The sequence below is a fragment of the Halosimplex amylolyticum genome, assembly GCF_051414035.1.
Classification (GTDB): domain Archaea; phylum Halobacteriota; class Halobacteria; order Halobacteriales; family Haloarculaceae; genus Halosimplex; species Halosimplex amylolyticum.
Genome location: NZ_JBLKNW010000002.1, coordinates 723,805 through 749,846 on the forward strand (window position 1 = coordinate 723,805; position 26,042 = coordinate 749,846).

A 26,042-nucleotide genomic window follows, 5' to 3' on the forward strand; every position below is an offset into this window, starting at 1 on the left:
GTCGACGGACGGCTGCGTGCGCGGGCCGCCGCCGCGGGCGAGCGGACGCTCGTCTTCGCGGTGATCACCGGTCGGGCGCGATCCGCCCGTCACTGGACGACACACCGCAAGCGGCGCGTCCGACCGGAGTCTAAACCGTTTTCACCGTCCGGACGAAACCCGGCCCGTGGTGTCCTGGTCCCGATACAACCCCGTTCGAGCGCTCCTCCTCGCAGTAGGGGCGCTCGTCGCGCGCTTCGGCATCATCGACCGCGAGCGCGTCGAGCGGGCGACGGACCTCTCGTGGCCGCGCATCGTCACCGGCCTCGCGCGGATGTCCCGCTCGACGGCCGACGTGGCGATGGTCGGCATCGCCCTCGGCCCGGCGGCCATCGCGGGGGTCGGTTTCGCCAGCCCCTTCTGGGGCCTGGCGTTCTCGCTGGGCGGCGGCGTCGCCGGCGGGACCATCGGCCTCGTCTCCCAGCGGTTCGGCGCGGACGCCTACGAGGAACTCGCCCTCTCGGTCAAGGCGAGCGCCGTCCTCACAGTCCTGATAACGATCCCGCTCGTCGGCGTCTACGGCCTCTACGCCGAACCGCTGATCGACCTCATCGGCTCGGGCGACGAGGCGGTCCGATTCGGCGCGGCGTACCTCCAGGTGGTCGCGGTCGGCGTCCCCTTCGCGGCGCTGAACCTCATCGGCAGCCGCACGCTCGTCGGCGCCGACGACGCGTGGACGCCGATGATCCTCCGCGGCGGCGGCGCCGTCGTCAACATCGTCCTCAACGTGGTGCTCATCTTCGGTCTCGGCTGGGGGGTCGCCGGCGCGGCCATCGGAACCGCGCTCTCGAACGTGCTCGTGACGGCCGCGTTCGCCGTCGGCCTCGCCCGCGGCGGCCTCCCCGGCATCGGCGAGTTCCCGGTGCAGGTACCGCTGTCGGGCCCCCACATCGACCGCTCGCTGCTGAGTGACCTCGTGGAGATGGCGACGCCGCTCATCGGGACCAACCTCGCCCGCAGCGGCGGGCAGTTCCCGAAACTGTACATCGTCGGGCTGTTCGGCCCGAACGTCGTCGCCGCCTACGTCGTCGCGATGCGGGTCCGCGGGCTGATGGACACGCCCAACTGGGGCTTCAGCATGGCGTCGTCGTCGCTCGTCGGCCAGGCGCTCGGACAGGACGACGAGGACGACGCCGGCGCGTGGGCCCACGACATCGTCCGCTTCTCCGTCGCCGTCTACGCCATCATCGCCGTCGGCGTGTTCGTCTTCGCGCGACCCATCGGCCGCGTGTTCGTCGACGAACCCGACATCCTCCCGACGGTGGTCACGTTCATCCGCGTCGCCTGTTTCGGCGTCCTCTTCAGCGGCGTCTACGGCGGGTCGACCGGTCCGCTGCGGGCCAGCGGCGACACTCGCTGGCCGCTGTACGCCCAGCTCACGGGGCTGTACGTGTTCGCGCTCCCCATCGCGTACGTCGGCGTCGCGGTCCCCGGGATCGGCCAGACCGCGCTGTACGCTGCCGTCCTCGCCGAGATGGCGATCCCGGCCTGCATCACCTACTACCGCTACCGCTCGGGCACCTGGAAGATCGTCAGCCGCGATTACCGGCCCGACGCCTCGCCGACCGACTGAAGGCGGCTCTGCTCGCACGTCGGGGCCGTCCGGCCGCAGTCCCGCTCCGACCCCAAGGCACTTGTCGGAGACTCGCACACTGACGGACATGCCCTCCCGCTCTCGTCGCGCCTTCCTCGCAGCCGCCGGTGTCGCCGGCGCCGGCGCCCTCGCCGGCTGTGCCGGTGTCGACGCGCTCTCGGGCGACGCGAAGCTCACCTACACGCTGAACGCCGACCGGCTCGACGCCTCGCTCGCCGAACTCGCGCTCTGGGAACCTCCAGAGGAGCCGCGACCGTGGACCGCCGACTACGCCGAGACGGTCGACGCGGCGGTCGCGGGCGAGCGGCCGACGACGCACGGCTACCCGCCGGTCCCCGACGGCGAGTACGTCGAGCGCGACGGCACGTACTACCGGCTGTCCGTCGTCACCACGGACCTGAAGCGGATCGAGCGGCCGGTGCTGACGCTGGAGTGGGTCGGGAAACTCGACGACCTCGACGACCCGCCCGAGCGTGTCCGCCTCCCGGCGCTCACCCGCATCGACCGCCGCGCCGTGAAGATCGCGTACGTCGCCGCCCGCCACCGCCAGATGGGCGGGACCGCGCCGGGAGACGTCGTCGAGGAGGGTGGCTACGTCTACCGTCGGGGCTACGAGGGGCCCCATAGCGCGCTGGCACCCGATCCCATCCACGACTACGTCGAGTTCAGCGGCGCCGTCCTCGCCGTCTCGGTCGAGGGACGCGAACTGGCCGAGCCCGCGTACACGGGCGTCGCGATCCCGGTGGCCGACTCCGAAGCGCAGTTCGAACGCGCGCTCGACGGCGACACGGTAGACGCGCGCTTGGAGCCGGAGGCGCTGTCGGACGACCAGCGACTGATGCTCTACCGCGACCAGTACGAGGAGACGACGCCGCTCTCAGATGACTACCGGGCGTTGCTCACCGACCTCGGCCTGGGCGACCGCCTCGACGCCCCGGCCGAGGACGCGCCGGAGGCCGAGAACGGCCTGCGGCTGGCGCTCGGGGAGGAGTACTACCGCTACGGCCTGTACGTCAACCCGGCAGACTGAGAACGATCGGGGGCGGAACGGTGGCGGTTCGAAGGCGCCCCCGGCGATTCGCGTCGCGAGCGTTCGCTCTCTGGTCAGTTCGCGTCGGCCCACTCGACGGCGTTGCGCAGCAGCGCGACGAACGAGTCGTGTTCGAGCGTCTCGTCGGTGTGACCCAGCGAGATGTAGGCGACGCGGCCTTCCGACTCGTTGGTCCAGACGACCGGATACTCGTCGAGGTCGGGGTGGTCCATCCGCGCGAGCACCTGCAGGTCGTCGTCCCACTCGACCTGGTAGGGCTCGTCGAAGACGGTGAAGTCCTCGACGCCCTCGGTGATCGGGTGGTCGGCGACGACGTCGACGCCGAACTCGGAGTCCTCGGGGTGGGTGAGGAAGTGCCCGCCGATCAGTTCGCGGAGTTCGGGGAACGGCTCGTCCGCGTGGTCGAGCAGTTCGTCGGGGTCGTCGGCGGCCGTCGAGGTCAGGTCCGAGGCGCAGTGGACGCCGACGTAGCCGCCGCCGTCCTCGACGTGGCCGAGCAGGGCGTCGAGCTGTTCGTCGGTGAGCGACGAGTCGGTCAGGTAGTCGACGAGCACGTCGTACTCGCCGGTGAGCGCGTCGCGGTCGGTCGTGATCGTCACGTCGTAGCCCTCCAGCGCGGCCGCGAAGGCGTCGCGCTTCTCGTCGATGGCGTGGAACGGGAAGGTGTTCTCCCCGAGCACGAGGATGCGTGTCATATCCTGGCTGTTGGCCCTCGCCGGGTTAGCTCCACCGGTCCCGGAAGCGGCGTACGGTTCCGCCGCCGAACCGCCCCCATAGCCCCGGATGGGGCGCGTTCGCACTGATCGTATGCCGCGTCAACACATACCGGATAAACAATTATTAAGGTAGCACTCGAACACTCGTGTATGGCAACACGCCAGTCCACGTCGGACCCGACTCCGACATATCACACGTGCAGCTGTGGGAAACAGTTCGAAACCACAGACGAACTCCTCGAGCACGCGCGAGAGACGCACGGACTGAGCGTATTCTGAATCGGCGCGCCGGTTCGGGCTGGGCCGGCGCGTCAGTAGATTCGGACCTGGAACTGTTCGTAGCCGCCGTGAGAGAGTTCTAGCGAGCCGACCCACCAGTTCCACCGCTCGACGAGGCTGTGGTCGGCTGGCGCGTCTTCGAGGTTGTCGAGCACCGCCTCTACGTCGAGTTCGAACCCGAGGTCCTCCTCGACGAACCCCGAGTCCGCCAGGTCGCGGGCCTGCCTGGCGACGACGCGGCGCGCGTCGGCGTCGCTCTCGAAGCGTTCGAGCTCACGCTCCAGCCGATCCCGGTTCACACTGGACCGATCGACGGCGACTCCCTTTAATACCCCCTCCATCTTTTTCGCTCGGGGGTCGCCGCAGGCGACCCCCGTCTGCTCACGGCGCCGCTGGCGCCGTTCGCATGGTCCGAGGGACCTTCGGTCCCTCGCTAAGCCAAAAACATGGGTGAAAAAGCCGGACGCTCGGCTTCGCCTCGCGTCCGGTGAATCGCGCCGCTTTGCGGCGCGAATGTTCACTCCAGCAAGGGCCACTCACTCCAGCCAGGCGTCTTCGATCCGCAACGTTCCACGGGTCCCGTCCCAGTCGGTCTCGTAGTCCAGCCGGATCGCCCGCTCCATGTGGGGCCCGTCGGTCACCAGCGTCTCGAACTCGCCGCCTTCCCCGAGGATGTGGACGCCGTACTGCTCGTTGAGCGCCTCCAGTTCGTCGAACGCGTCGGCGTCGAGGCGGCGACCCAGCCAGGACTCGTCGAGCCCGCCCGCGGCGACGCGGATGACCCGGATCTCGAAGCCCGCGTCGAGCATCGCGTCGGCGAGGTCGCGGGGTTCCTGCTGCCAGAGCGGCGCGAACACGTCGGCGCCGAGCCGGTCGGCCATCGCCTCGATGCGCGAGGTCTGGTACTCGCTCTCGACCGCACCGGCGGTGACGCCCGCGAGGCCGCCGGGGAGTTCCTCGGCGAGTTCGTCCAGCGCCGCTTCGAGCGGCTCCAGTTCCGCGTCGCCTTGCGCCCCCGAGTCGACCGTCTCGCTCGCCGCGAAGTCGTCGGGTTCGACCTCGACGAGCGGGATGCCCACGCTCTCGGCGGCGAGCGCCGCCAGCCGCGTCGCGGGGACGTGGTACATGTACGAGTCGCCGTCGGGATGAACCGTGACGAGGCGCTCGACGGGGAGTCCGCGTTCGAGCGCCTGGTAGAGCGCCCACGAGGAGTCCTTCCCGCCCGAGAAGAGCGAGACCCAGCTCCCCGCGTCGCCGGCGTCGTCTGTCATACCCCCCGGTAGGTGCGTTCGCGCATAAACGCGCTCCGGATCCCGTCTGTTTCGCCGGACTCGCTCGGAAATAGTCCACGAGCGTCGACCAGTCCGTTCCTGTCAAATTTCCTTGGGTCGATCGGGCCTCCGGTCGAACTGACGCAGTCGGTCACGCTACGTGCCCATTGGCCGCTGATCGCCTGCTTCGTGATACCGGCCAGATTTGTCCGGCTCCAATTCATCATATTTGAGGATACACTTTTAATGGTGACATGATAACGTAGACAACTGGAACGATGGTGACAAACGTAGAAACGCGTCTCCTCGGGCGGAACGTCTCGTTCAGCGTGTCCGAGCCCTGGCTGGCGTACTGGCTCGTGATCATGCGGCTCGCAGTCGGGTGGTGGATGCTCCACGCCGGGCTCGACAAGTTCCTGGCGTGGCCGTTCGACGCGAGCTGGTTCGTCGGCGGCGCGGCCGCGGGGACGAGCCTCGGCCCGATTGTCACGCTGTTCTCGGAGGGCGCGGGGCTGGCGTTCGTCAACGTCATGGTCCCGCTCGGACAGACGCTGATCGGACTGGGCCTGATCCTCGGGGCGTTGACCCGGCTCGCCTCGTTCTTCGGCGCGATGTTGATGTCGTTTTTCTACTTCATCAACGGCGAGACCGGCGGCTGGGCCCACGGCGTCGTCACGGGCGAACTGCTCGGTCTGCTCATCTTCGCGATGATCGCCACGCTCGGGGCCGGACGCGTCCTCGGCGTCGACGCGCTCCTGGCGCGGATGGACCTGTTCGAAGACCACCCCAAACTGCGGTGGCTGATCGGCTGAGAGGTGACTACGATGAGCGAATTCACTACGGCAGACAAGGTGGCAGCGTACGTCGGCGGCGGGCTCGTGGTGCTCGGCGTCGTCGTGATAGGCATCCTGGAGATGATCGCGGGCAGTCCCCACCCGGTCTCGAGCGAGGGGCAGATCGTCCACGAGGCGCTGGTCCCGCTGGAGGTCCGGTCGTACATCATCGTCCTCGGACTCCTCGTCTGGGCCGTGTACGCGGTCTACAAGGTCGTCGCGACGACGCCGGCCACCGAACCGGCGGGGAGCGTGTAGCGACCCGGCGGACCCCGGCTCCGGCCAACGGTTCGTCCCTGCGCTCCGGTTCGGCGCTGCGGCGGTCCCGCTCGTCGCGGTCGTGCGCGCTGGCGGACCCGAGGCCGTCGAGTCCGGGGACGCGATCTCACGGACCACCCGCTCGGGAAGACTCGTTCGACCCTGCAACGAAACGGTCAGTCGCTCTTCTCTTGCTGGCGAGCGAATTCCTGTTCGACGGTGGTGCCGCTGAAGTAGGCGGCGAAGCGGACGCCGGCGAGGCTCACGAGGACGCCGGCGAGGATGAACAGGGCCAGCCTGGCGCCCGGCGGTTCCAGCGTCGCGCCCTCGAAGTAGAGGGGGCCGAGTTCGATGGCCCTCATCTCGAAGGGGGCGAACACGTCCGCGAGTTCGAGGAAGTACGCGGAGAACCCGCGGACGACGAGGCCGACGGCGACGGCACCGAATGGGAGGTTGAGGTAGGCGCTGCGGACCCCCTCGTGGCGGATGAGCTCGTCGAGCAGGCGGCCGGTACTGGCCGCGAGGGCGGCGCCGGTCAGCCACGGGATGGCGTCGAAGGCGAAGCGGCTCCCGAGGATGAGCGCGCTGTCCGAACCAGTGGCGGAGACGCCGATGGCGCCGGCGAAGATGCCGACCAGCGAGAGGCCGGCGGCGACGACGTAGGTGACCAGCGCGACCTGGCCGGAGTACAGCGCCTCCTGTATCTGGCCGGGGAGCGCGGCGAGGTAGGCGTCGACGCCGAGGCCCTTGTAGAGGAGGAAGAGACCGACGACGGCGACGATGGCGCCGGTGGCGACGCCCGGGCTGGTCACGGACCAGAGGACCGGGTAGGCGATGAGGGCGACGCCGAGCGGGACGAGGACGGTCTTGCGCAGTTCCTCGTCGGCGAGGAACTGCTTGAGGAGGTAGTACGTCGACTCGATGTCGCGGGCCTGGCGGACGACGACGCGGTCGACGGCGTCGACGGTCAGGCGCGACTCGACGATGGGGACGAGGCGTTCGTCTTCGGCGCTGTCGACGACGACGACCGCCGAGTCGGGGTCGTGGTCGTCGATGAGGTCCTCGACCTGGCGGGCGATGGCCCTGTCGGCACTGATGGTGTCGTCGGTGCCGGCCAGCACCGCCACGATCGTCTCGTCACCGCCGGTATCGAGGTCGCGCGCGACGCGGAGGGCTTCGAGCAGACAGTTGACCTGGCTGTCTTCCGGATCCTCGACGCCGACGTCGACGACGAGGGACTCGACGGCGTCCCGGCCGACCACCGGGGGGTCCGTTCCCTGCACGAGGTCGCCCGCGCGATCGATACAGACGACCAGCGTTGTCACAGTTCGAGGGAAGCGACCACGGGATAAAAATCCTCGCGACCGTTCGCGGTCGATCCGCCGACGGCAGTCCGGCGAGTCGGGGCGATCGACCCGCTACGCGCCGCCGCGCTCGTCGCGGACGGTGTCGACGACGCCGCGGAGGTAGCCGACGGTGAACCCGCGGGCGCGGTGGCGCCAGTCAGTGTCGCCCTCCATCGCCGGGACGTGGTCGGGGACGACCACGCCGTCGAAGCCGACCTCGTGGAGCGTCCGCACCGCCTCGACCGTGTCGAAGTTCCCCTCGTCGACGAACGTCTCGTGGAACTGCGGCACCGTGCCGACGACGTCCCGGAAGTGGACGAAGACGATCTGGTCGCGCTCGCCGAACGTGCGCAGGACCTGGTTCACGTCCTCGCCCATCTGGGAGAAACAGCCGAGACAGAGTTTCAGGCCGTGGTTGTCGCTCGGGACCAGATCCATCGCCTTCTCGAAGTTCTCGACGTTGCGGAACAGGCGGGGGATCCCCCCGAGGGATTCGAGGCTGGGCGGGTCGACCGGGTGCAGGGCCAGTTCGACGCCCGCTTCCTCGGCGACGGGGAGGATCCGCTCCAGGAACACCTCGTAGTTGTCCCAGAACTCCGCCTCGGTGTACTCGCGGTCGAGGCCCGGGGCCAGTTCGTGGGGGTCGTCGATCTCCGACAAGTCGAAGGCGGTGCCGACGGCGCCGCCGCGGATCTCGACCGGGTCGGTCCGCATCGGGACCACGCCCCTGGGGTTCCACTGGTAGCCGAGGATGGGGACGCCCGCCTCGCCGAGGTTCCGGACCAGTCGTTCGATCTGGTCGAGGGCGTCTTCCTTCCCCTCGCGGTCGAACATGATGTCGCCGTACAGCGAGTAGGGGAGCGACTGGATGCCGGCGAGCCGGAGCCCGTGGGACTCGACCTGCTCGCGGGCGGCGACGAGTTCGTCGACGCTCGGGATCGAGTCGGGGCCGACGGCCACGGTGTGGCTCGCCTCGCGGTCGTTGAACTCGTCGGGCTCCTCGTCGGTGTCGGCGTGGTCGACGAACACGTCCGTGGCGCCGAGCTGGCGGAGATAGCGGAGCCGCTCGTCCGAGAGGTTCCGGCTGCGGACGCCCACGCGGACGTTCGCGGCGTCCCCGTCGGACTCGTCGGCTCGCTCGCGGGTCTCGCTCATAGCCGGAGGTGGTCGGGCCCGCCAAAATACCCACCGGCCGCGGTCGAACTCGCTCGGAACGGTCGCGGTCGAACTCGCTCGGAGCGGTCGCAACCGAACTCGCTCGGAGCGGCGTCGGTCTGCGCGGGTAGAGGCCGGGGGCGCTACCGTCGAAAGCGCAGTCCTTCGGCGTCGCCGTCGAGCGCGCTCGCGAGGCCGGCGCCGAACGCGTAGGTCGCCCGCTCGGCGCCGAACCGGATGCGCTCGCGCAGCGGGCGGACGGGCTCGAACTCGCGGACGACGACGGGCTCGTCGAGGCTGTCGGCGAGACTCGCCTCCACGTCGTCTCTGGTCCCGAGGTGGTCGACGAGGTTTCGGTCGAGCGCGTCGGGGCCGAGGAAGACGCGGGCTTCGGTGTCCTCGACGGTCTCGCGGTCGAGACCGCGCCGGTCGGTGACGCTCTCGACGAACTGGTCGTAGTAGTCGTCGACGAGGCCCTGGAGGTACCGGCGCTCGTGGGGCGGCAGTTCCTTCAGCGGCGCGCCGGCGTCCTTGAACTCGCCGGCGGTGAACTGCTCGTAGGAGAGCCCGAGGCGGTCGGCGAGGTCGCTGGCGTTGACTCGCGAGCCGATGACGCCGATGGAACCGACGAGCGTCCCCTCGCGGACCCAGAGTTCGTCGCAGCCCGTGGCGATGTCGTAGCCGCCGCTGGCGCACACGTCGGTCGCGTAGCCGACGGTCGGGCCGTCGAACGACTCGGCGGCCAGCCGGATGTCCTCGCTGGGGACGATCTCCCCGCCCGGGGTGTTGAGTTTCACCAGCAGCGCCTGCGCGTTCGGGTCGGCGTCGGCGCGCTCGATCTGTTCGACGACGTCGTCGGCGTTCGCACCGACGGGCGACCCGGGGACGCCGCGCTTGCTCTCGCGAGCGATCGGCCCTTCGACGGCGACCTCGGCGACGGTGTACGGCGTGACGAGCGACCCCGACAGCCGGTGGCCGACCCACAGCGCGACGAGGGTGACGGCCGTGACGACCAGGACGCCCGCGAGGTCGAGTATCGATCCGGGATAGCGGACGAACGCGTACCACGCGCCGACGAAGCCGACGGCGCCGACCAGTCCGGTGACGACGAGCGGGACGACGGTCCCCTCGATCGTGCCGACGGCCTCGCTGTCGTTCGGTGTACTACTCACTGAAAGTGCCTCCGTGGGCGCACTCGCCCGGTCGCGTGGAAAGTCTGTCGGCGGGTCGTCCGCACCACCGGCGTCCGGCCCCGTTCAGAACGCCGCGTGGTCGAAGTCACTCCACACCTCGTAGTCGGTCAGGTCGGCGAGGTCGTCGGTGTGGCGCTCCAGCATGTGCTCGGAGACGTTCGTCATGACGACCCGGTCGGCGTCGAAGCGCTCGGCGCTCTCGCGCAGCGTCTCGGCGTCGCCGTGGAACTCCGCGCCCAGCACGGACCCGTCGAAAAAGAGCAGGTCCGCGCCGGTGCAGTAGTCGGGAACCGACTCGATGCTGTCCACGTCGGGCGCGTAGACGACTGTCGTCCCCTCTGCGGAGAGGGCGTACCCCTGGGTCGGAAATGCGAGCGCGCCGTGGTCGATCTCGAAGGCGCGGACCGTGAAGTCCGCGGTCCGGACCATCTTGCCGGGGTCGATGGGTTCGTACTCGACGTGGTCGAGGATGTGCGGGAAGGTGTCCTCGGTGAACGTCCTGACGGGGCGGCTGCCGTAGACGGAGATGTCCTTGCCGAACGTGGGGTGGTCGAAGTCGTCCTCGTTGGCGACGTGGCGGTCCATGGCCGCCTGATTGAGTTCGTTGATGCCCCAGTAGTTGTCGAAGTGCGCGTGCGTCGCGAAGAAGCCGTCGACGTCGTAGATCTCCTCGCGGTGGAGTTGCTCCGCGATGTCGGGGCCGATGTCGAGGACCACCGTCCGCCCCGCGGCCTCGACGAGGACGGCGGGGCGCCGGCGGCGGTCGCTCTCGGCGCAGTACTCGCAGTCACAGAGGGGCGCGGGGACACCGACAGCGTCGCCAGAGCCCATGAGGGTGACGCGCATGCCCACGTTTGGGCCGACCGCCCGAAACCCGTTTCGTGTATCAGTATCCGAACCTGTTCGCCACCCGCGCGACCGAACTGATACCTTTCCGTGCCGTCCCGCGGTCTCACGGCTCCATCCGGAGCGCGTAGATGATACAGAGGAGACCGACGATCTCGAACGCCTGGATCACGCTCTGGACGCCCAGTAGCGGAAGCCCGGGGACGAACAGGACGGGGACGAACAGCAGCGCGGGGACGCCCATGATGACGGCGAACCCGACGGCGATGAACAGCATCGGCCGGCTGTCGTTGCGCCGGTAGCCGCGGTAGGCCTGGTAGGCGACGTACAACCCGAGCAGCGCGCCGAAGAACTCGGCCGTCTGCAGGAGGACCTCGGCGGTGGAGTCGAACTGGTCCAACTGGAGGACGGGCGGGACCGCTTCCCCGGCCGCTGCGGCGACTGCGTCGACGACGACCGCAGCGGCGACCAGGGGGATGGAAGCGAGCGCGGACACGCTACATCCCCTCGATGAGCCGGGTGAAGCGGTCGGCCATGTCCTCGCGGCGGTCGATGTCGATGGCGAACGACCCGTCGCGGAGTTCGACCGTCACGCGGCGGAGGTTCGGCGCATACACCTTGCGGTGGTGTCCGCCGGCGGGGTCAGGTTCGGTTCGCTCGACGACCAGCCCGCTGTCCCGGAGGCGCTCCAGGCGGCGGTAGATCGTCGGGCCCGACGCGTCGCACCGCTCGGCGAGTGTGCTGGCTGACATGGGTTCCTGGCTCGTCTCGGTGAGGATGGCCCGCGCCGTCTCGTCTTCGAGGAGGCCGGCCACGGTCTCCAGGTCGGGGTCCTCACTCACGGTGGCGGCTACACGACCACTCCGCTTATAAACTTGCCCGGGACTTCACGCGCTGAAGCGCTGGGTGTGGAACGACGTGGGCTCGCGCCGACCGTTCGATTGTGACGACGAACCCCGCTCGCCGTCGACCGCTCGCAGCGCCCGTCGAACACGTCGACCGCCGCCGGTGCGGTGCCGTCCCGGCCGCGGAGGTGGGCTGCCCGTGAGCGCCTCCGTCGCTCGCGGGCCCGGGCCGCGCTGGACCGACGTGACCGCGCTGGCACTCGTGGCGCTGACCGTCGCGGTCGCTGCGGCGGCGTATCCGCGCCTCCCCGTGGAGATGGTCGTCGGCTGGCACGTCGGCCTCGACGGGCGCCTCTCGCGAACGATCGGCCCGCGCGCGCTCGGTGTCACGCTCCTCCCGACGCTGTCGGTCGCCAGCTACGCCGTCCTCCGGACGGTTCGGGCGCTGGTCCCACTCGACGGCGCCCGCGACGGACGACTCTACGACTCGCTGGTACACCTGCTCCTGGCGTCGCTCTGTGCCTGTCAAGTCGCCGTCGTCGCCGCGAACCTGGGGTGAAGGCTGTCAACTCAGTCGTTGACGGCCTCGAGGCGGTCGCCGACGACGAGCCGCCCCGTGGCGGTCAGCCCGGTGTCGTCGGGCTCGGTCCCGGTGACGAGGCCCTTCTCGTGCAGCGAGGCGAGCTGCGAGCGCAGTTCCGCCTCGTCGCGGGCGAAGGCGGCCGACAGGTCGACCCCCTCGCCGATGGAGTAGAGGGCGACGAGCACCTCCTTCTCGCGGTCGGGGATCGACAGCGCGCGCGCCTCGTCGAGGCGGTCCTGGTAGTCCCGGCGGACGAACCGCTCGAACAGCGCGAGGGTCCGCGTCGACTCGCTGCCGACCAGCGACGTGACGGCCTCCCCGTCCACGAACTGCTGGACGGCGAGGGCTGGCCGGCGCTCGCCGCCGACCGACTGCTGGGTGCGCTCGACGTGGAGCACGTCGTCGAGGTCGACCGAGAGGATGGTCGCGTCGGAGCCGAGGGGGGTAAAGCGCACCCGGTCGCGGTCGAGGTACAGCATGCCGGGCGTCGCCGACTCCTCGGTGACGCGGCCGCCGACCCGCGCGGGGTGAGTGACGGCCATCCGGGAGACGTGCAGGGCGTTGCGGAAGAGCGCGAGCCAGAAGTCCCACTTGCGCGCGCGCTCGAGTTCGACCACCGTCACCTCGTGGTCGTCGCCCCGGCGGACGACGACGCCGAGCGCCGAGTCGAACGGCACGTCGGTCGCCTCGTCGATGTCAGGGATCACGTCGACGACGTGGTCCAGCGAGAGCAGGTCGAAGGCGACGCTGTCGTGCGTCAGATCGCCGCCGGTCGCCGGCGAGACGAGCAGGAGTTCGTTCTGTCCGAGGACGACCTGGCCCTCGACGGGGTGGCCGTCCGCCACGCCCGGCGTGACGAAGTGGGTCCCGACCCGGGCGACCAGCGGCTGGGTCACCGCCTCCTCGACGGTCGCGGGCTCGGCCGGCGGGCCGTCCTCGCCGGTACCGGCTCCGCTCGCGACGCCGCGCGCGCCCGATTCGGCGCTCGCTCCGTCGGCGGCGGCGTCGAGCGGTACCGGCTCGGCGGGCGGGCCCTCGCCGGGGTCGCCCGGGTCGTCCCAGTCGCCGTCGACGCCGGGTGCGACGGGGGCGTCGCTGTCGCTGCCCTCGCTCTCGGGCCGCAGCGACGCGTCCTTCCGCCTGACCCAGTCGCGGAGCGCGGCCATGTCCTTCGCGTCCGCACCCGCCGACCGGGAGTACTGCCCGCCCTCGGGGTCGGCCTGCTCGGCCATCACGTGCTCGTCCGGGTCGTAGGAGAGTCCGTCGGGGACGTGGTCCGGCCGCGGGTTGCGCACCCGGCGACCGGCCTCGTTTTTCGCCCGCTCGAAGCGGGCGTCGGGGCCGTAGTCGGCGGCGTCGAACGGCTCCCGCGAGAACGGCGCGGGGTCGCAGACGACCGGGAACGTCCGCGCCGGGTCCGCCGGCGGGACCTCCGGGCCGACGGCCCCCCGGTCGAACGCGCGGTAGACGGCCGCGCTCGTCCGCTGGCCGGCGTAGCGGACGAACGCCTCGGCCGGTTCGCGCTCGTCCAGGCCCAGCGTCTGCCGGACCGTCGTCGCGTCGAAGCCGACCTCCGCGAGGAACCGGCCGCCGGTCGCGCGCAGGACCTGCGGCGTCAGCCCGTCGGGGTCGATCCCCTCGGCGGCCGCGGCGGTCTCGCTGACCAGCTCCCGGACCGTCGTCACGTCGCCGTCGAGGTGGTCGACGTAGTCGAAGAAGGTGGCCAGCACGGCGGTGATCCGCTCGGACCAGCCGAACGCGACCGTCCGCGGGCCCGCCTCCGCGTGGGGCGACCACTGCTCGGTGCGGAGCACGGTTTCGAGCGGACGCTCGTCGCCGGTCGCCTGGCGGGCCCTGGCCGAGGCCCAGCACGTCGGGCAGGCGCAGGGGTCGAGCGCCGGCACGCGGAGTTCGCCGCGACCCCAGTCGATCCACCCCTCGTGGCAGTGGACGATCTCGTCGGGTCGCAGGCCCAGCCGTCCGGCCAGCAACGCCGTGTAACACCGGCCGAGCCGCCGCTGGACGCTCTCGGCCGCGAGCGCGCCCCGGTAGAGCGAGTAGAAGGCGCCCGGATCGAGCGTCCGGTCGAGCGGCGGCCAGTCGGACATACGCACCTTCGTGCCCCTCGCTGACATATAGCTGTTACCGGCGCAGTTTCAGGAGTGAGAACGGGACGCGACGCCGCGAGAGCGAGGATTCCGGCGGTCGAGCGGCGACCGAGATCAGCCGAACGGACCGCCACCGCCGCCCATGCCACCCATGCCGCCCATGCCGCCACCGCCGCCGCCCTGCATCTGTTTCATCATCCGCTCCATGTCGGCGTCGCCCATGCCCTGGAACTGGTCGAGCATCTGGCGCATCGCGTTGTACTGTTCGAGCAGTTCGCGGACGCGTTCCTCGGGTTTGCCCGAGCCGCGGGCGATGCGCTCGATGCGGCTCTTGCCGACGGTGCGGGGGTTCTCCAGTTCCTCCTCGGTCATCGAGTCCATGACGACCTCGAAGTCCTGCAGGCGCTCCTGGGTGACGTCCATGGCGTCGTCCGGGAGCTGGTCCATGAGCCCGCCGCCCATCCCCGGGATCATGTCCATCACCTGGTCCAGGGGCCCCATCTTGTTCATCGTCTCCATCTGCTTGCGCATGTCGTAGAGGGTGAACTTCCCCTCCATCATGTCCTCGGGGTCCCAGTCGTCCTCTTCCTCGCCCGTCTCCTCCATCGCGCGCTCGACGCGCTCGGTCAGCTGCTTGAGGTCGCCCATCCCGAGCAGCCGGGAGATGAACCCCGACGGCTCGAAGCGCTCGATGTCCTGGACGGTCTCGCCGGTCCCGAGGAAGGCGATCGAGGAGCCGGTCTCGTTGACGGCGGCGAGGGCGCCCCCACCCTTCGCCGTCCCGTCGAGCTTCGTGATGACGACGCCGTCGATACCGATGGACTCCTCGAACTCCTGGGCCTGGTCCTTGGCGGACTGGCCCATCGCGGCGTCGAGGACGAGCAGGTCGGTGTCGGGCTGGACCTCGGCCTCGATGTCCTCGATCTGGTCGATGAGCTCCTCGTTGAGCCCGTCGCGGCCGGCGGTGTCGACGATGCGGACGTCGGCGTCCGAGACCGCTTCGAGCCCCTCGCGGGCGATCGTGACGGGGTCGTCGGCGTCGGGGTCGCCGTAGAAGTCGACCTCGGCGCGCTCGGCCATCTCCTTGGACTGGTCGTAGGCGCCGGGGCGGTCGGTGTCGGTCTGGATGATCGCCGGGCGCAGGCCCTTCTTGGAGAACCACCACGCCATCTTGGCGGCGGTGGTGGTCTTCCCCGACCCGTACAGGCCGGCGAGCATGATCGTCTGCGATTCGAGCGGGAGTTCCGTCGACTCGCCGACGAGGCCGACGAGTTCGTCGTAGACGACGCGGAGGACCCAGTCGTGGGCGGAGGTGCCGGCGGGCGGCTCCTCTTCCAGGGCGCGGGTCTTGATGCTGTCCGACAGTTCCATCACCAGGTCGACGTCGACGTCGGCCTGCAGGAGGGAGCGCTGGATGTCCTTGACGACCTCCTCGACGTCCTCCTCGGAGATGCGGGACTGTCCCCGGAGGTCGTTGAGGGTGCTCCGGAGCGACGTGCCCAGATCGTCGAGTACCATTTGCCGGCGAGTACGCGACCGGTCCGTTAAAGGCTTTGTACTCCCCGGTCGCCGTGGCGGCCCGGACGTGGATCGTGGCCGCCCGGGCGCGGGAGCGCGGCGGCCCGGCCGCTCCTCTGACTCGCCGACGGCGTGGAACTAAGAGGGGCCCGGCCGGATCTGGTCACATGAACTGGGCGGACCGCGGGAGTCGTGGTCGGCCGTGAGCCGCGACGGCCGGGAGGGCGCGGACGCGCGCGTCGAGTACGAACCGGTCAGCGTCAAGGAACTGCTCGCCGAGATGAAAGACATCGCGGAGCTGCTCATCGATCTGTCGTACTCGTCGGTGCTGTTCGACAGCCGGGCGCTCGCCGAGGAGGTCCTCGAACTGGAGTCGGAGATGGACGTGCTCCAGTTGCGGGCGCGCATGAGCCTCGTGATGGCCGGTCGGTCGCCGGAGGAGGCCGAGCGACTGGCGCCCATCTTCGGCATCGTCGGCGCGGCCGAGAAGATCAGCGACGCGGCCGGGGACGTCGCGAAGGTCGTCCTCGACGACGTGGGGCTGCCGGCGGCGCTCCGTGCCTCGCTGCCCGACCCGGTCGAGACGCTCGCCCGCGCGGAACTCGCCGCCGACTCGGCGTACGCCGGTCAGACGCTCGGCGCGATCAACCTGGAGACCGAGACGGGCGTCCGCGTGCTGGCGATCCGCCGCGGCGACGAGTGGGTCTTCAATCCCGACCGGGAGACGACGCTGCGGGGCGGCGACGCGTTGCTCCTGCGCGGCCCCGACGACGGGATCCAGGGCGTCTACGAGACGGCGACCGGCGAGGCGTTCGAACGGCCCGACGTCCCGGAATCGACCATCGAGGACCTCGACCGGGCCGTCGAGACGGTCGTGCTGATGAAGAACATGAGCGAACTGGCGGTCGACCTGGCGTACGGGAGCGTCCTCTTCGACGACCCCGAACTCGCCCGGGAGGTGAGCGAACTCGAAGTCGAGGTCGACGCGCTGCAGTCGCGCTTCGAGGCGTGGGCGCTCCGGGCGGCCGCCGAGGTCGCGGACCCGGTGACGATCCGCGGCCTGCTCCACATCGCCGCGAGCACGGAGGTGATCAGCGACGCCGCCCTGGAGATCAGCGAGGGCGTGCTCCGCGGGCTGGGCAGCCACCCGGTCGTCCAGGCGGCCGTCGAGGACTCCGACGAGATCCTCGTCAGCGTCTCAGTCGAGCGGGGGAGCGACCTCGACGGGACGACCATCAGGGAGGAGGCGCTGCGCACCACGACGGGGATGCTCGTCATCGCGATCCGGCGGGAGAGTGGCCAGGCCGGCGAGCCCGGCGGGAGCGACGAGACCGACGTGGACGGCGAGCCCGGCGGGGGCGGTGAGACCGACGAGGACGGCGAGCCCGGCGGGAGCGACGAGACCGACGTGGACGGCGAGCCCGGCGGGGGCGGTGAGACCGAGTGGCTCCTCACACCCGACCCGGGGACGACGCTCCGCGGCGGTGACACGCTCATCGCGAAGGGGACGCGAACCGGTGCCGAGCGGCTGCGGGACCTGGCCGGCTGACCATGGCCGACGACTGGTCGGTCGGGGGGATCACCCGGCGCATGTTCCCGATCATCGTGGCGCTGACGCTGCTCGAACTGGTCGGCGGGCTCACGCTCGGCTCCTTCGAGGCGACGCTGCGGCGATACCCGTCGCTGCTCGTGCTCGTCCCCGTGACCATCGGGACCGCGGGGAACCTCGGGAGCGTCCTCTCGGCGCGGCTGTCGACCGCCTTCCACCTCGGGGTCCTCTCGTTCGCCGCGACCGACGAAGAACTCCTCGGGAACACGATAACGACCGTCCTGCTGGCGGTGACGGTCTTCCCGGTGGTCGGCGCCGGCGCGTGGGCCATCGCCCAACTGACTGGTGGTGCCGGCCTGCAGGTGGAAACCGTCGTGATCGTGGCGCTGGTCAGCGGGTTCGTCCTCGCTCTCCTCGCCATCGCGGTCACGATCACGGCGGCGTACACCGCCTACCGGTTCGAGGCCGACCCCGACGAAGTTGTCATCCCCGTGGTGACGAACGTCTGCGACGTGCTCGGCGTGGTCGTCCTGTTCGGCGTCGTCCAGGTGATCGTCGCGTGATCCGGGTGGACCGGCAGAGCGCGTCTGGAGGTGACTGGCCGCCGTGTCGGTGAGAGCGACGATCGTCGAGGGGTACCGCGGCGCCCTGCCGACACTGCTTGTGAGCGCGCTCGGCGGGCTGCTCGCCGGCGGGATCCTCGGCGGGATGGAGGCCGAACTCGCGGCGGTTCCGGGACTGCTCGTCGTCGTCCCGGCGTTCCTGGCGATCCGCGGGAGCGTCTACGGGTCGCTCGGGGCGCGGCTGTCGAGCGCGCTCCACCAGGGGCTGATCGAGCCTCGCTTCGCGCCCACCGACCGCCTCGTCAGCGCGGCCGTCGCCGCCCTGCTCAACGGCCTCGCCGCCAGTCTCGTCGCCGCGACGCTCGCGTTCGCGATCCTCGTCGCGCTCGGGCGGCGGGTGGCGCCGCTGTGGACGCTCGCCCTGATCGCGCTGGTCGGCGGGGCGCTCGCCGGCGTGGTGCTGATCGCGGTGATCGTCGTCGTCGTCTTCGGCGGGTACCGCCGCGGGATGAACCCCGACAACCTCGTCGGCCCGGCGGTGACGACGGCCGGCGACATCTTCGGGATGGCCGCGCTGTACGTCGCGACCCGCTTCGCGCTCGCGCTCGTCTGATCTCCAGGCGATCGGGCACGGGCCACCGTAGTACAGTGTCGGATCGCACACGAAACCTCGAAGTACGGGGGGTCCAAAGTCCCAGACATGGTAGACCTCGCAAGTTCGGCGACGGAGTTCGTCGAGAGCATCATCGAGATGCCGGGCCACTTTCTCGACGTCGCGGCACACGACCCCCTGAACGTACTGCTGATCGCGTTCGGGGCCCTGTTCGTCACGCTCCCGGTCGCGGCGCTGGGGTACCTCTCGCTGGGTGCGTTCTTCTCGCTGTTCACCGTCGAGAGCACGCCGCCGCCGGAAGCCCGTTAAGCCGAGACGCCCTCGCCGAGCAGTTCGATAGCCCGCTCGACGTCGGGGCCGAGCGGCGCGGCCGCGACGAAACTGTCCGCGTACTCTCTCACCGCGTCGATCGACGCCTCTACTTCTTCCGGCGTCCCCGCGATGCAGAAGGCGTCGAGCATCGCGTCCGTGACCCGCTCGGCGGCGTCGCGGAACTCGCCGGCCGAGACGGCCTCGCCGACGGCCGCCGCCCGCTCGCGGTCGATGTCGTGGCGGTCGAGCACCGGATCGGGCGCGCCGCCGGCGACGAACGCGACCGGGAAGCGGGCGGCCTCGCGGGCAGCCGCGCCGTCTTCGGCGACGCTGACCGACGCGTAGGCGGCGAAGTCGAAGTCGCCGCGCTCGTCGGGTCGCTCGGCCAGCCCCTCCGCGACGCGCTCGCTCGCCCACTCGTAGTCGCGCGGATGGGCACCGTTGAACAGCACGCCGTCGGCGTGTTTGGCCGCCATCCGGGTCATGTGCGGGCCCTGCGCGCCGACGTAGACCGGGATCGACCCGACGTCGTAGTTGAGGCCGGCGTCGTCGGCCCGGAAGGTGCCGTCGTGGTCGACGCGCTCGCCGTCCCAGAGCCGCTGGGCGACCCTGAACGACTCCAGGACTCTGCGGAGCGGGCGATCGTGGTCGATGCCGAGGTTGGCGAGCGTGGAGGCGTCACCGGGACCGATCCCGAAGACGCCGCGGCCGTCGCTGTACTCGTCGAGGGTGGCCATCCGCGAGGCGAGCGTCACCGGGTGGGTCTCGTAGGGGTTGGCGACGCCCGGCCCGACGCGGATGTCGTCGGTCGCGGCGGCGACGGCCGTCAGCGCGCCGAACTGGTCGCGGTTGTTGTAGTGGTGGCTGACGAACGCGGCGTCGAAGCCCGCCTCCTCCGCCGTCGCGCCGAACGCGGCCAGCGTCGAGACCGGATGCTCCGGCGTGAGTTCGACGGCTCTCATTTCGCTCCCCCGCTCACGGCGTCGGACTCGCCTCGGTCTCCCCCCCCGTCGTCTCCGTCGCCGTCTCCTTCCTCGCCCCGGAGCCGCTCGCGGTCGTACTCCCACTCGCGGAGCGCGTCGCGGACGTAGTCGGCGTTCGCCGACCGGAAGAGGCCGTCGTGGGGCTCGTGGTCGCCGAACTCGAAGCTGCGGACGACGGTCACGGGGAGGCCGTCGTCGCCCTCGCCCGTGAGGAGGTTGGCGGCCGCGGCGAGTTCGTCGACGACCGCCTCGACGGTGACGCCGAGTTCGCGGCCGTCGCGGTCGTGTTCACCGCGCCAGTCGCGGGCCGCCGGCATCCCCGCCCAGCCGATGGCGACGCCGCGCTGGCCCTGCCGGAAGGGCCGGCCCGAGGTGTCGGTGACGATCACCGGCACGCCGAGCGTCTCGTGGATCCGCTCGGCGCTGGCGGTGGGGTCCTCGGGGAGCAAGAGCAGGTCGGCGTCGGGGACGTTCGAGCGGTCGATGCCCGCGTTGACGGAGATGTGGCCGAAGCGCGTGACCGCGAGCATGAGCGGTTCCTCGGTGAGCAACTCCCGGCTCTCGTCGATGACCGCCTGGGCGAAGCGGGGGTCTTTCGCCTCGCCGGCGAGGTCGCCGATGCGCTCGGCGATGCGCTCGGCCTGTGGACCAGGGTCGAACTCGCGCAGGTCGGCCTGGCGGCCTTCCGCCTTCGAGACGATAGAGTGCGAGACACAGACGACGTCGCCCTCCCGGAGGTCGGCGCGCTCGGCGATCAGGTCGCCGACGTCGTCGCCGGGGCGGACTTCGGGGATGCCCTCGACCGCGAACAGTTCCATACCCGCCCTGCGGTGCGCCCGGGCAAAAACACCCCGCTACGAGCAGGCTTCGCCCGGAGCGGTGACGGGCGGGTTGGGGTTCGTCCCCGCCCGCCTGATGGGGCTGGCGGCGCGCCGATCCGAAACGCTGGTAGGCCGCCGCCGGGACAGGATTCAGCATGACAGACGACCCCGCTGGCGCCGGCCCCACCGGCGCCGCCGCGCTCGCCGACGTGGCGGTCCGAGCGGTCGAATCCGGCGGCGAGTACCTCCACGAGAGCTTCCGGACGGGCGGCACGCCCGCGGAGTACACCGCGTCGGACGTGAAGGCCGAGGCCGACCGTGAGGCCGAACGCCGCGTGCTCGACGTCATCACCGACGCCTATCCCGACCATCGGATCGCCGCCGAGGAGTCGGGCGAGCACGACGGCGACGGCGCGTACCGCTGGGTCGTCGACGCCCTCGACGGCACCAACAACTTCACCGTCGGCATCCCCACGTTCGGCGTCGCCGCGACGGCTTGCGACCGACGGGACCCCGCCGGACCCGAGGACGACCCGGTCGCGACCGCCGTCCACGTGCCGGTCCTCGACGACACCTACGTCGCCGAGCGCGGCGGTGGCGTCCGGTACGACGGACGGAGCGTCGAGGTCACCGACGGCACCTCGCTCACGCCCGAGAAGGCGACGGTCGGGATGATCATCGGCCCCCGCGTGGTCTCTGGCGGCGACGAACGGCGGGAGTGGGAGGCGATCAGCGACGCCGTCGAGTCGGTCTGCAAGCGCGCCATCCAGACGTGGGCACCGGTCGTGTACTGGGGACTGCTCGCCCGCGGCGAACTCGACGGGTTCGTCTGTTACTACCCGGCCGAGCGCGAGCAGGTCGCCGGCGAACTCCTCGCCCGCGAGGCCGGGGCCGTCGAACGCGCCGACGGGCCCCTCACCGTCTTCGGCGCAGACGAGGCGCTCTGCGACGCGCTCTGGGACGCGGCCACGGACGCGATCTGAGGGGGAGATCCCTGGTGCCGTGCGGTCACGGTGTCCTCGTGAGCGAGGCGAGAAGCTGACCGTTCGGGGGCAGTTCCGCCCTCAGCGGCGACCGCTCGGGGGCGGTTCGCTCTCCACCGCGACCGCTCGGGGCGAAAGCCTCATCTCGCCGTTCGGATTACCACTCGCAATGAGTGTCGTCGGAGAGTTCACCGTTTCTGCAGCGGCCTTCGCGCTGGGCGATTCCCTGGACGCCGCCCCCGGGCTCACGGTCGAGTTCGACCGACTCGTCGCCCACAGTCGCGAGTGGATCATGCCGTTTCTCTGGGTCTCGGCGCCCGAGGAGTCGTTCGATGCGTTCGAGGAGGCCCTGGCCGAGGACCCGTCCGTCGAAGCGTTCGAGACGACAGACGCGTTCGAAGACGCGCGCCTGTACAAGATGACCTGGAGCCGCGAGGTCGCCCGCGTGCTGGACCTGGTTCTCGACCACGAGGGGGTCGTCCTCGACGCGACCGGGCGGGCCGGCGAGTGGCAGCTACGAGTCCGGTTCGGGGACCGCGAGAAACTGGGGCAGTTCCACGCGCACTTCAAGAACAGCGGGGAGGTCGCCCTTCACCAGCTGTTCTCGCCGATGGAGCCCCACAGCGGCACGTTCGGGCTGACGGCCAAGCAGCGCGACGCGCTCCTGGCCGCCTACGAAGCCGGCTACTACGACACGCCGCGGGGCGCGACCGCGACGGAACTCGCGGCGGCGTTCGACATCTCCCAGCAGGCGTTCTCCCAGCGGCTGGACCGCGGAGTCTCCCGACTGGTCGAAAACGCACTGCTCACGGGTACCCCGGAACAGGGTACTTAAACGCCTTCGCTATCTCACCCGTCGGCTTACCCGGGAAAATCGCCTAGCCCTGGCGAGAACTTCATGGCACATTCCCAGAGCACTCCCGCCGAACGAGACGCGCTGTTCGCGGTGCTCGCCGACCCTCGTCGCCGTCGCCTCCTCGAACTGCTCGAACACCTCGAACCGGGACGTCGCACGACCCTGTCCGACCTGAGCGAGCGGCTCGCCGCGGCGGAGGAATCCACTGAGCGCGAGCAGCGCCAGAACGTCGCCGTCACGCTCCGCCACGTTCATCTCCCGAAGCTCGACGACGCCGGACTGGTCGAATACGACCCGGAGACCAACGTCGTCGAGACGGTCGACCGAACCGACGACCGCGCCGAACTCGGCCGAGCGATGCCCGCTACCGAGGAGTAACTGCGGGCGGACGCTCGGTGTCCAGACTGGGACCGAGCTGCCGCCACACACCGGGTCTCACGCCTCGTGAACGGTGACGTCGAACTCCCCGTCGGAAACCTCGGCGGTCATCATCGTCGGCCGGTCGGCAGGGGCCGCGCCGGTCGCGCTGCCGGGGTTCAGGATCCGCACCCCGCCGTGCTCGCGGTCGACGACCCGGTGGGTGTGACCGGCGACGCCGACGCGCGGTTCGTCTGCTTCCTCGCGCACCGCCCGCGCGACCCGATCGATCCAGCCGCGTTTCGAACCGGTGCCGTGAGTCACGACGACGGTCACGCCGCCGAACTCGGCGGCGACTCGCTGGGGCAGTCCCACGCGGGGGTCGGTGTTTCCGGCGACCGCGGTCAACTCGCGGGCGAGGTCCTGGACGTCGGCGAGCGCGCCTTCGGAGTCGAAGTCGCCGGCGTGGATCGTGTGGTCGGCCGAGCGGATCCGCTCGCGGAACGCGTCGGGGATCCGCCGCGCTCGGGAAGGGATGTGCGTGTCGCTGACGAGGGCGAGTTCCATGCGCGAGGGTTCGACGGGCACGCCCAAGTCGGTTTGCCCCGCGGAAGCGCCGTCGGTTTCCCCCCGTGTCGGACCACGTGGCGACCCCGGGGCTCATACCGGTCGCCGACGAAGTCGGACACGACCGAGCGATGTCCGACGACACCGACGGCGACCGCGACACTGATGGCGACATCGACGGGGACGGAGCCGCGGGTAGCGGGGAGGAGGGCGACGAGGAGCCAGTCGGCGACGCGCTCGCGGAGACGCACGTGGTCACGGTCTTCCTGCGGAACGACAGCGACGTGCTCCTGTTGCGACGGAGCGACGCCGTGGGGTCCTACAGCGATCGCTGGGGAACGGTCGCGGGCCACGCCGAGGGCGACCCGGACGCGGCCGCGCTGGAAGAGATCCGCGAGGAGACGGGCCTGGATCCGGATACCGACGTGACGCTTGTCCGGCGGGGCGAGCCGTTCGAGGTGACCGACGCGGACCTCGGCAAGCACTGGGTGGTTCACCCGTCCCTCTTCGAGTGCGCGTCGCGGGCCGTCGACACCAACGAGGAGACGGTCGACTTCGAGTGGGTGCCGCCGACCGAGATCCTCCGCCGCGAGACGGTTCCCGACCTCTGGACGTCCTACGACCGGGTGCGACCCACACCGGGGTCGGTCGCCGCGGACGCCGAGCACGGCTCGGCCTACATCTCGGTCCGGGCCCTCGAAGTCCTGCGTGACGAGACAGCGCTCGCCGCCGAGCGCGACGGCGGTGCCGGAGGGGCGTGGTCGCAACTCACCTCCGTCGCCCGGGAGTTGCTCGACGCCCGGCCGGCGATGGCCGTCGTCGCCAACCGGGTCAACAGAGCAGTCCACGCCGCCGCCGAAGACGGCTCCCCCGATGCCCTCGAAGGTGCTGCCCACGAAGGAATCGAACGGACGAGCGCCGCAGACGACGGCGCAGCGGCGCTCGCGGCAGACCGGCTTCCGGACCGTATCGCCACGCTCTCGCGGTCGGGAACGGTGACGGCGGCGGTCGAACGCGCCGACCCGGAGGAGATACTGGTCGCGGAGTCGCGGCCGGGCCGGGAGGGGGTCGGGACCGCCGAGGGGCTGGCCGAAGCGACGGAGGCGACGGTGACGCTGACGACCGACGCCGCGCTGGCGGACCGACTGGCGGCGACCGGCGTCGAGGCGCTCGTCGTCGGCGCCGACACGCTCTTGCCGGACGGACGGGTGGTCAACAAGGTCGGAACGCGGGCCGCGGCGACCGCCGCCGCGAGCGAGGGGGTCGACTGCGTGGTCGTCGCCGCGAGCGACAAGATTGCACCGGAGAGCGACCCGCGCGACGCCGCGGTCACCGTCGACCGCGAGGAACGCGACCCCGCCGAGGTGTACGACGGCGACGCGCCCCTCCGGATCGCCAATCCGACCTTCGACGTGACGCCGGCGGACCGGATCGACGCTGTCGCGACCGAACGCGGCGTCCTCGACGTCGACGCCATCGCGGAGATCGCCGCCGAACACCGCGAACTGGCGGACTGGGACCGGTAGCGCCGCGTCGAGCGACAGCGGCGGATCGGGGACAGCACCCTGCTTTCGGCTCCGCTCCCGACTTCACCTGTTCGCGCTGTCCCGTCCCGACCGTCCGTCCGCGCAACCGTTTTCACCGGGAGTCCCGTCGGTTCGTGTCGTGACAACCAGTGCGCCGGCCGACGCGGTCGCCGAGCGGGTCGTCCTCCGCTACGCGCCCGTGACCGACCGCGTCGCCGACGAGCTCTCGAAGTCGCGGTACAGCGCCTACCTCCGGAGCGCCGAGGCCGGACCGGTCGCCGCGGGCGACGCCTGGGAGCACTTCGTCAGCCGCGGCTGCGGGACGACTCGGGACGTGACGCTCACCGTCGAAACGGTCGACGGCGGCGAGCGAATCGGTGAGGGGACAGAGTTCACGTTCGTCCCTGCCGAGGAAGCCAGCGGCCGGGACGGCGGCGCAGGTCCCGGTTCAGAAGCGGGACGCGACGACAGGGCCGGCGGCTGAGGCGGCTGTGCCGGGCGCAGTTACGACTCGTCGAGCGCGACGGGGACCCCAGCCTCGGCGACGTCGGCGGCGAACGCCCTGGAATCGGTTTCGAGCGTCGAGAACGTGTTGTAGTGGACTGGGACGACCAGTTCCGGTTCCATCACGGCGGCGAGGGCGGCGGCCTCGTGGCGGTTCATCGTGAAGCGCGGCCCGATGGGCGGACAGAACACCGAGACGTCGACGTTCTGGTGCGGTCCGAGCGCGTCGGTGTCGCCGGGGTAGAGGACCCGTTTTCCCTCGACGGCGACGAGGAAGCCGCAGCCGAACCCCTCGGGGTGGAAGGGAGTGCCGTCTGGGCGCGTGTGGGGGCCGTCGGGCTCGTTGTAGGCGGGCACCGTCCAGACGGGCACGTCGCCGACGGTGATACTGTCGCGGTCGCCTACCGTCACCACGTCGTAGGGGAGCGACGACAGCGGCGGTAGCTCTCGGTCTTCGACGCCCTCCGCGATGCCCTCGAACGCCACGATGGTCGTGTCCTCGCCGGCGACCCGTTCGACGCCATCGGGGTCGTAGTGGTGGACGTGGGTCAGACAGACCACGTCGGCGTCCTCCGGCCGGTAGTCCTTCGCGGGCGGGTGGCCGACCCCGTCGGTGTCGGGCTCCCACTCGCCGGTGAGGACGCCGTACCGGCCCGGATCGGTGTAGACGACGGTCTCGTCGCCGGCGAAGCGCAGCGTGGCGTACCCTAGCCACTCGACGGTGATCCCGTCGTGGCGCACGGTCATTGCTCCGTGTACGCGTCCGAGCGCAC

29 protein-coding genes are annotated in these 26,042 nt (G+C 70.7%); 14 read left to right on the forward strand and 15 right to left on the reverse strand.

What is annotated here, in order from left to right:
* Positions 1 to 169: 169 nt before the first annotated feature.
* Together ACMGFE_RS13925 and ACMGFE_RS13930 are read left to right on the forward strand one after the other, a co-directional pair.
* Complete coding sequence (locus tag ACMGFE_RS13925; RefSeq protein ID WP_436925818.1) at positions 170 to 1,612, forward strand: MATE family efflux transporter; 1,443 nt, start codon at positions 170 to 172, stop codon at positions 1,610 to 1,612.
* Between the two features lie 88 nt (positions 1,613 to 1,700).
* Entirely contained in the window at positions 1,701 to 2,663 is a 963-nt protein-coding gene (locus ACMGFE_RS13930; protein WP_436925819.1) for a hypothetical protein, read from the forward strand.
* Positions 2,664 to 2,737: 74 nt separating this feature from the next.
* Here ACMGFE_RS13930 and ACMGFE_RS13935 read toward each other — a convergent pair whose 3' ends face one another.
* The 3 genes from ACMGFE_RS13935 to ACMGFE_RS13945 form a co-directional block, all read right to left on the reverse strand.
* The gene (locus ACMGFE_RS13935) at positions 2,738 to 3,379 is read right to left on the reverse strand and encodes a ThuA domain-containing protein (protein WP_436925820.1); all 642 of its coding nucleotides are present in this window, start codon (positions 3,377 to 3,379) and stop codon (positions 2,738 to 2,740) included.
* A 332-nt stretch (positions 3,380 to 3,711) separates the two neighbouring features.
* A complete protein-coding gene (locus ACMGFE_RS13940) occupies positions 3,712 to 3,978 on the reverse strand; it encodes a WNWW family protein (RefSeq protein WP_436925821.1) in 267 nt (88 codons plus the stop codon).
* A 237-nt stretch (positions 3,979 to 4,215) separates the two neighbouring features.
* Positions 4,216 to 4,950 (reverse strand): diphthine--ammonia ligase, encoded by a 735-nt coding sequence (locus ACMGFE_RS13945; protein WP_436925822.1) that lies wholly within the window; start codon positions 4,948 to 4,950, stop codon positions 4,216 to 4,218.
* Between the two features lie 278 nt (positions 4,951 to 5,228).
* On the opposite strand from ACMGFE_RS13945, the gene ACMGFE_RS13950 reads away from it, so the two are divergent.
* Complete coding sequence (locus ACMGFE_RS13950) at positions 5,229 to 5,762, forward strand: DoxX family protein (RefSeq protein ID WP_436925823.1); 534 nt, start codon at positions 5,229 to 5,231, stop codon at positions 5,760 to 5,762.
* A 12-nt stretch (positions 5,763 to 5,774) separates the two neighbouring features.
* Positions 5,775 to 6,041 carry a hypothetical protein gene (locus tag ACMGFE_RS13955; RefSeq protein WP_436925824.1) on the forward strand — a complete coding sequence of 89 codons (267 nt, stop codon included), beginning with the start codon at positions 5,775 to 5,777 and terminating at the stop codon, positions 6,039 to 6,041.
* A 176-nt stretch (positions 6,042 to 6,217) separates the two neighbouring features.
* Here ACMGFE_RS13955 and ACMGFE_RS13960 read toward each other — a convergent pair whose 3' ends face one another.
* The 6 genes from ACMGFE_RS13960 to ACMGFE_RS13985 all read right to left on the reverse strand — a co-directional run bounded on the left by ACMGFE_RS13960 (position 6,218) and on the right by ACMGFE_RS13985 (position 11,423).
* Positions 6,218 to 7,366, reverse strand: coding sequence for a DUF373 family protein (locus ACMGFE_RS13960; protein WP_436925825.1), 1,149 nt, complete (start codon positions 7,364 to 7,366; stop codon positions 6,218 to 6,220).
* A 93-nt stretch (positions 7,367 to 7,459) separates the two neighbouring features.
* Positions 7,460 to 8,542 carry a mannonate dehydratase gene (locus ACMGFE_RS13965; RefSeq protein ID WP_436925826.1) on the reverse strand — a complete coding sequence of 361 codons (1,083 nt, stop codon included), beginning with the start codon at positions 8,540 to 8,542 and terminating at the stop codon, positions 7,460 to 7,462.
* A 143-nt stretch (positions 8,543 to 8,685) separates the two neighbouring features.
* Positions 8,686 to 9,675: a signal peptide peptidase SppA gene (gene sppA / locus ACMGFE_RS13970; RefSeq protein WP_436926097.1), complete on the reverse strand. Its 990-nt coding sequence runs from the start codon at positions 9,673 to 9,675 to the stop codon at positions 8,686 to 8,688.
* 123 nt (positions 9,676 to 9,798) lie between these two features.
* A complete protein-coding gene (locus ACMGFE_RS13975) occupies positions 9,799 to 10,581 on the reverse strand; it encodes an MBL fold metallo-hydrolase (RefSeq protein WP_436925827.1) in 783 nt (260 codons plus the stop codon).
* Positions 10,582 to 10,687: 106 nt separating this feature from the next.
* Positions 10,688 to 11,077, reverse strand: coding sequence for a DUF7521 family protein (locus ACMGFE_RS13980; RefSeq protein WP_436925828.1), 390 nt, complete (start codon positions 11,075 to 11,077; stop codon positions 10,688 to 10,690).
* 1 nt (position 11,078) lies between these two features.
* Positions 11,079 to 11,423, reverse strand: coding sequence for a helix-turn-helix domain-containing protein (locus ACMGFE_RS13985; protein WP_436925829.1), 345 nt, complete (start codon positions 11,421 to 11,423; stop codon positions 11,079 to 11,081).
* Between the two features lie 202 nt (positions 11,424 to 11,625).
* On the opposite strand from ACMGFE_RS13985, the gene ACMGFE_RS13990 reads away from it, so the two are divergent.
* On the forward strand, positions 11,626 to 11,985 hold the full coding sequence (locus tag ACMGFE_RS13990) for an SdpI family protein (protein WP_436925830.1): 360 nt from the start codon (positions 11,626 to 11,628) through the stop codon (positions 11,983 to 11,985).
* A gap of 11 nt (positions 11,986 to 11,996) precedes the next feature.
* Here the strand turns inward: ACMGFE_RS13990 and ACMGFE_RS13995 are convergent, their stop codons facing one another.
* Entirely contained in the window at positions 11,997 to 14,117 is a 2,121-nt protein-coding gene (locus ACMGFE_RS13995; RefSeq protein ID WP_436925831.1) for a CheF family chemotaxis protein, read from the reverse strand.
* A gap of 114 nt (positions 14,118 to 14,231) precedes the next feature.
* Positions 14,232 to 15,635 carry a signal recognition particle protein Srp54 gene (locus ACMGFE_RS14000; RefSeq protein WP_436925832.1) on the reverse strand — a complete coding sequence of 468 codons (1,404 nt, stop codon included), beginning with the start codon at positions 15,633 to 15,635 and terminating at the stop codon, positions 14,232 to 14,234.
* A 280-nt stretch (positions 15,636 to 15,915) separates the two neighbouring features.
* On the opposite strand from ACMGFE_RS14000, the gene ACMGFE_RS14005 reads away from it, so the two are divergent.
* The 4 genes from ACMGFE_RS14005 (at position 15,916) to ACMGFE_RS14020 (ending at position 18,669) form a co-directional block, all read left to right on the forward strand.
* The gene (locus ACMGFE_RS14005; protein ID WP_436926098.1) at positions 15,916 to 17,184 is read left to right on the forward strand and encodes a potassium channel family protein; all 1,269 of its coding nucleotides are present in this window, start codon (positions 15,916 to 15,918) and stop codon (positions 17,182 to 17,184) included.
* 2 nt (positions 17,185 to 17,186) lie between these two features.
* Complete coding sequence (locus tag ACMGFE_RS14010; RefSeq protein WP_436925833.1) at positions 17,187 to 17,747, forward strand: magnesium transporter; 561 nt, start codon at positions 17,187 to 17,189, stop codon at positions 17,745 to 17,747.
* 43 nt (positions 17,748 to 17,790) lie between these two features.
* Positions 17,791 to 18,360 (forward strand): magnesium transporter, encoded by a 570-nt coding sequence (locus ACMGFE_RS14015; RefSeq protein WP_436925834.1) that lies wholly within the window; start codon positions 17,791 to 17,793, stop codon positions 18,358 to 18,360.
* Between the two features lie 87 nt (positions 18,361 to 18,447).
* On the forward strand, positions 18,448 to 18,669 hold the full coding sequence (locus ACMGFE_RS14020) for a DUF8024 family protein (RefSeq protein WP_436925835.1): 222 nt from the start codon (positions 18,448 to 18,450) through the stop codon (positions 18,667 to 18,669).
* Here the strand turns inward: ACMGFE_RS14020 and ACMGFE_RS14025 are convergent.
* Positions 18,666 to 19,634 carry a 5,10-methylenetetrahydromethanopterin reductase gene (locus tag ACMGFE_RS14025; protein WP_436925836.1) on the reverse strand — a complete coding sequence of 323 codons (969 nt, stop codon included), beginning with the start codon at positions 19,632 to 19,634 and terminating at the stop codon, positions 18,666 to 18,668. The genes ACMGFE_RS14020 and ACMGFE_RS14025 overlap by 4 nt on opposite strands.
* Positions 19,631 to 20,473, reverse strand: a complete 843-nt coding sequence (locus ACMGFE_RS14030) for a coenzyme F420-0:L-glutamate ligase (protein WP_436925837.1) — start codon at positions 20,471 to 20,473, stop codon at positions 19,631 to 19,633. The genes ACMGFE_RS14025 and ACMGFE_RS14030 overlap by 4 nt, the downstream gene beginning before the upstream one ends.
* 158 nt (positions 20,474 to 20,631) lie before the next feature.
* On the opposite strand from ACMGFE_RS14030, the gene ACMGFE_RS14035 reads away from it, so the two are divergent.
* The 3 genes from ACMGFE_RS14035 (at position 20,632) to ACMGFE_RS14045 (ending at position 22,693) form a co-directional block, all read left to right on the forward strand.
* Complete coding sequence (locus tag ACMGFE_RS14035; protein WP_436925838.1) at positions 20,632 to 21,459, forward strand: inositol monophosphatase family protein; 828 nt, start codon at positions 20,632 to 20,634, stop codon at positions 21,457 to 21,459.
* A gap of 169 nt (positions 21,460 to 21,628) precedes the next feature.
* Positions 21,629 to 22,294 carry a helix-turn-helix domain-containing protein gene (locus ACMGFE_RS14040; protein ID WP_436925839.1) on the forward strand — a complete coding sequence of 222 codons (666 nt, stop codon included), beginning with the start codon at positions 21,629 to 21,631 and terminating at the stop codon, positions 22,292 to 22,294.
* A gap of 63 nt (positions 22,295 to 22,357) precedes the next feature.
* Positions 22,358 to 22,693, forward strand: coding sequence for a DUF7344 domain-containing protein (locus ACMGFE_RS14045; protein ID WP_436925840.1), 336 nt, complete (start codon positions 22,358 to 22,360; stop codon positions 22,691 to 22,693).
* A gap of 57 nt (positions 22,694 to 22,750) precedes the next feature.
* Here the strand turns inward: ACMGFE_RS14045 and ACMGFE_RS14050 are convergent, their stop codons facing one another.
* Positions 22,751 to 23,239, reverse strand: coding sequence for a metallophosphoesterase family protein (locus ACMGFE_RS14050; RefSeq protein ID WP_436925841.1), 489 nt, complete (start codon positions 23,237 to 23,239; stop codon positions 22,751 to 22,753).
* Positions 23,240 to 23,370: 131 nt separating this feature from the next.
* Between ACMGFE_RS14050 and ACMGFE_RS14055 the strand changes: the two genes are divergently transcribed.
* Both ACMGFE_RS14055 and ACMGFE_RS14060 read left to right on the forward strand, forming a co-directional pair.
* Positions 23,371 to 24,765 carry an eIF2B alpha/beta/delta subunit family protein gene (locus ACMGFE_RS14055; RefSeq protein ID WP_436925842.1) on the forward strand — a complete coding sequence of 465 codons (1,395 nt, stop codon included), beginning with the start codon at positions 23,371 to 23,373 and terminating at the stop codon, positions 24,763 to 24,765.
* Positions 24,766 to 24,904: 139 nt separating this feature from the next.
* The gene (locus ACMGFE_RS14060; RefSeq protein WP_436925843.1) at positions 24,905 to 25,249 is read left to right on the forward strand and encodes a DUF7968 family protein; all 345 of its coding nucleotides are present in this window, start codon (positions 24,905 to 24,907) and stop codon (positions 25,247 to 25,249) included.
* 20 nt (positions 25,250 to 25,269) lie between these two features.
* On the opposite strand, the gene ACMGFE_RS14065 is transcribed toward ACMGFE_RS14060, so the two are convergent.
* Positions 25,270 to 26,016: an MBL fold metallo-hydrolase gene (locus ACMGFE_RS14065; protein WP_436925844.1), complete on the reverse strand. Its 747-nt coding sequence runs from the start codon at positions 26,014 to 26,016 to the stop codon at positions 25,270 to 25,272.
* Between the last annotated feature and the right edge of the window lie 26 nt (positions 26,017 to 26,042).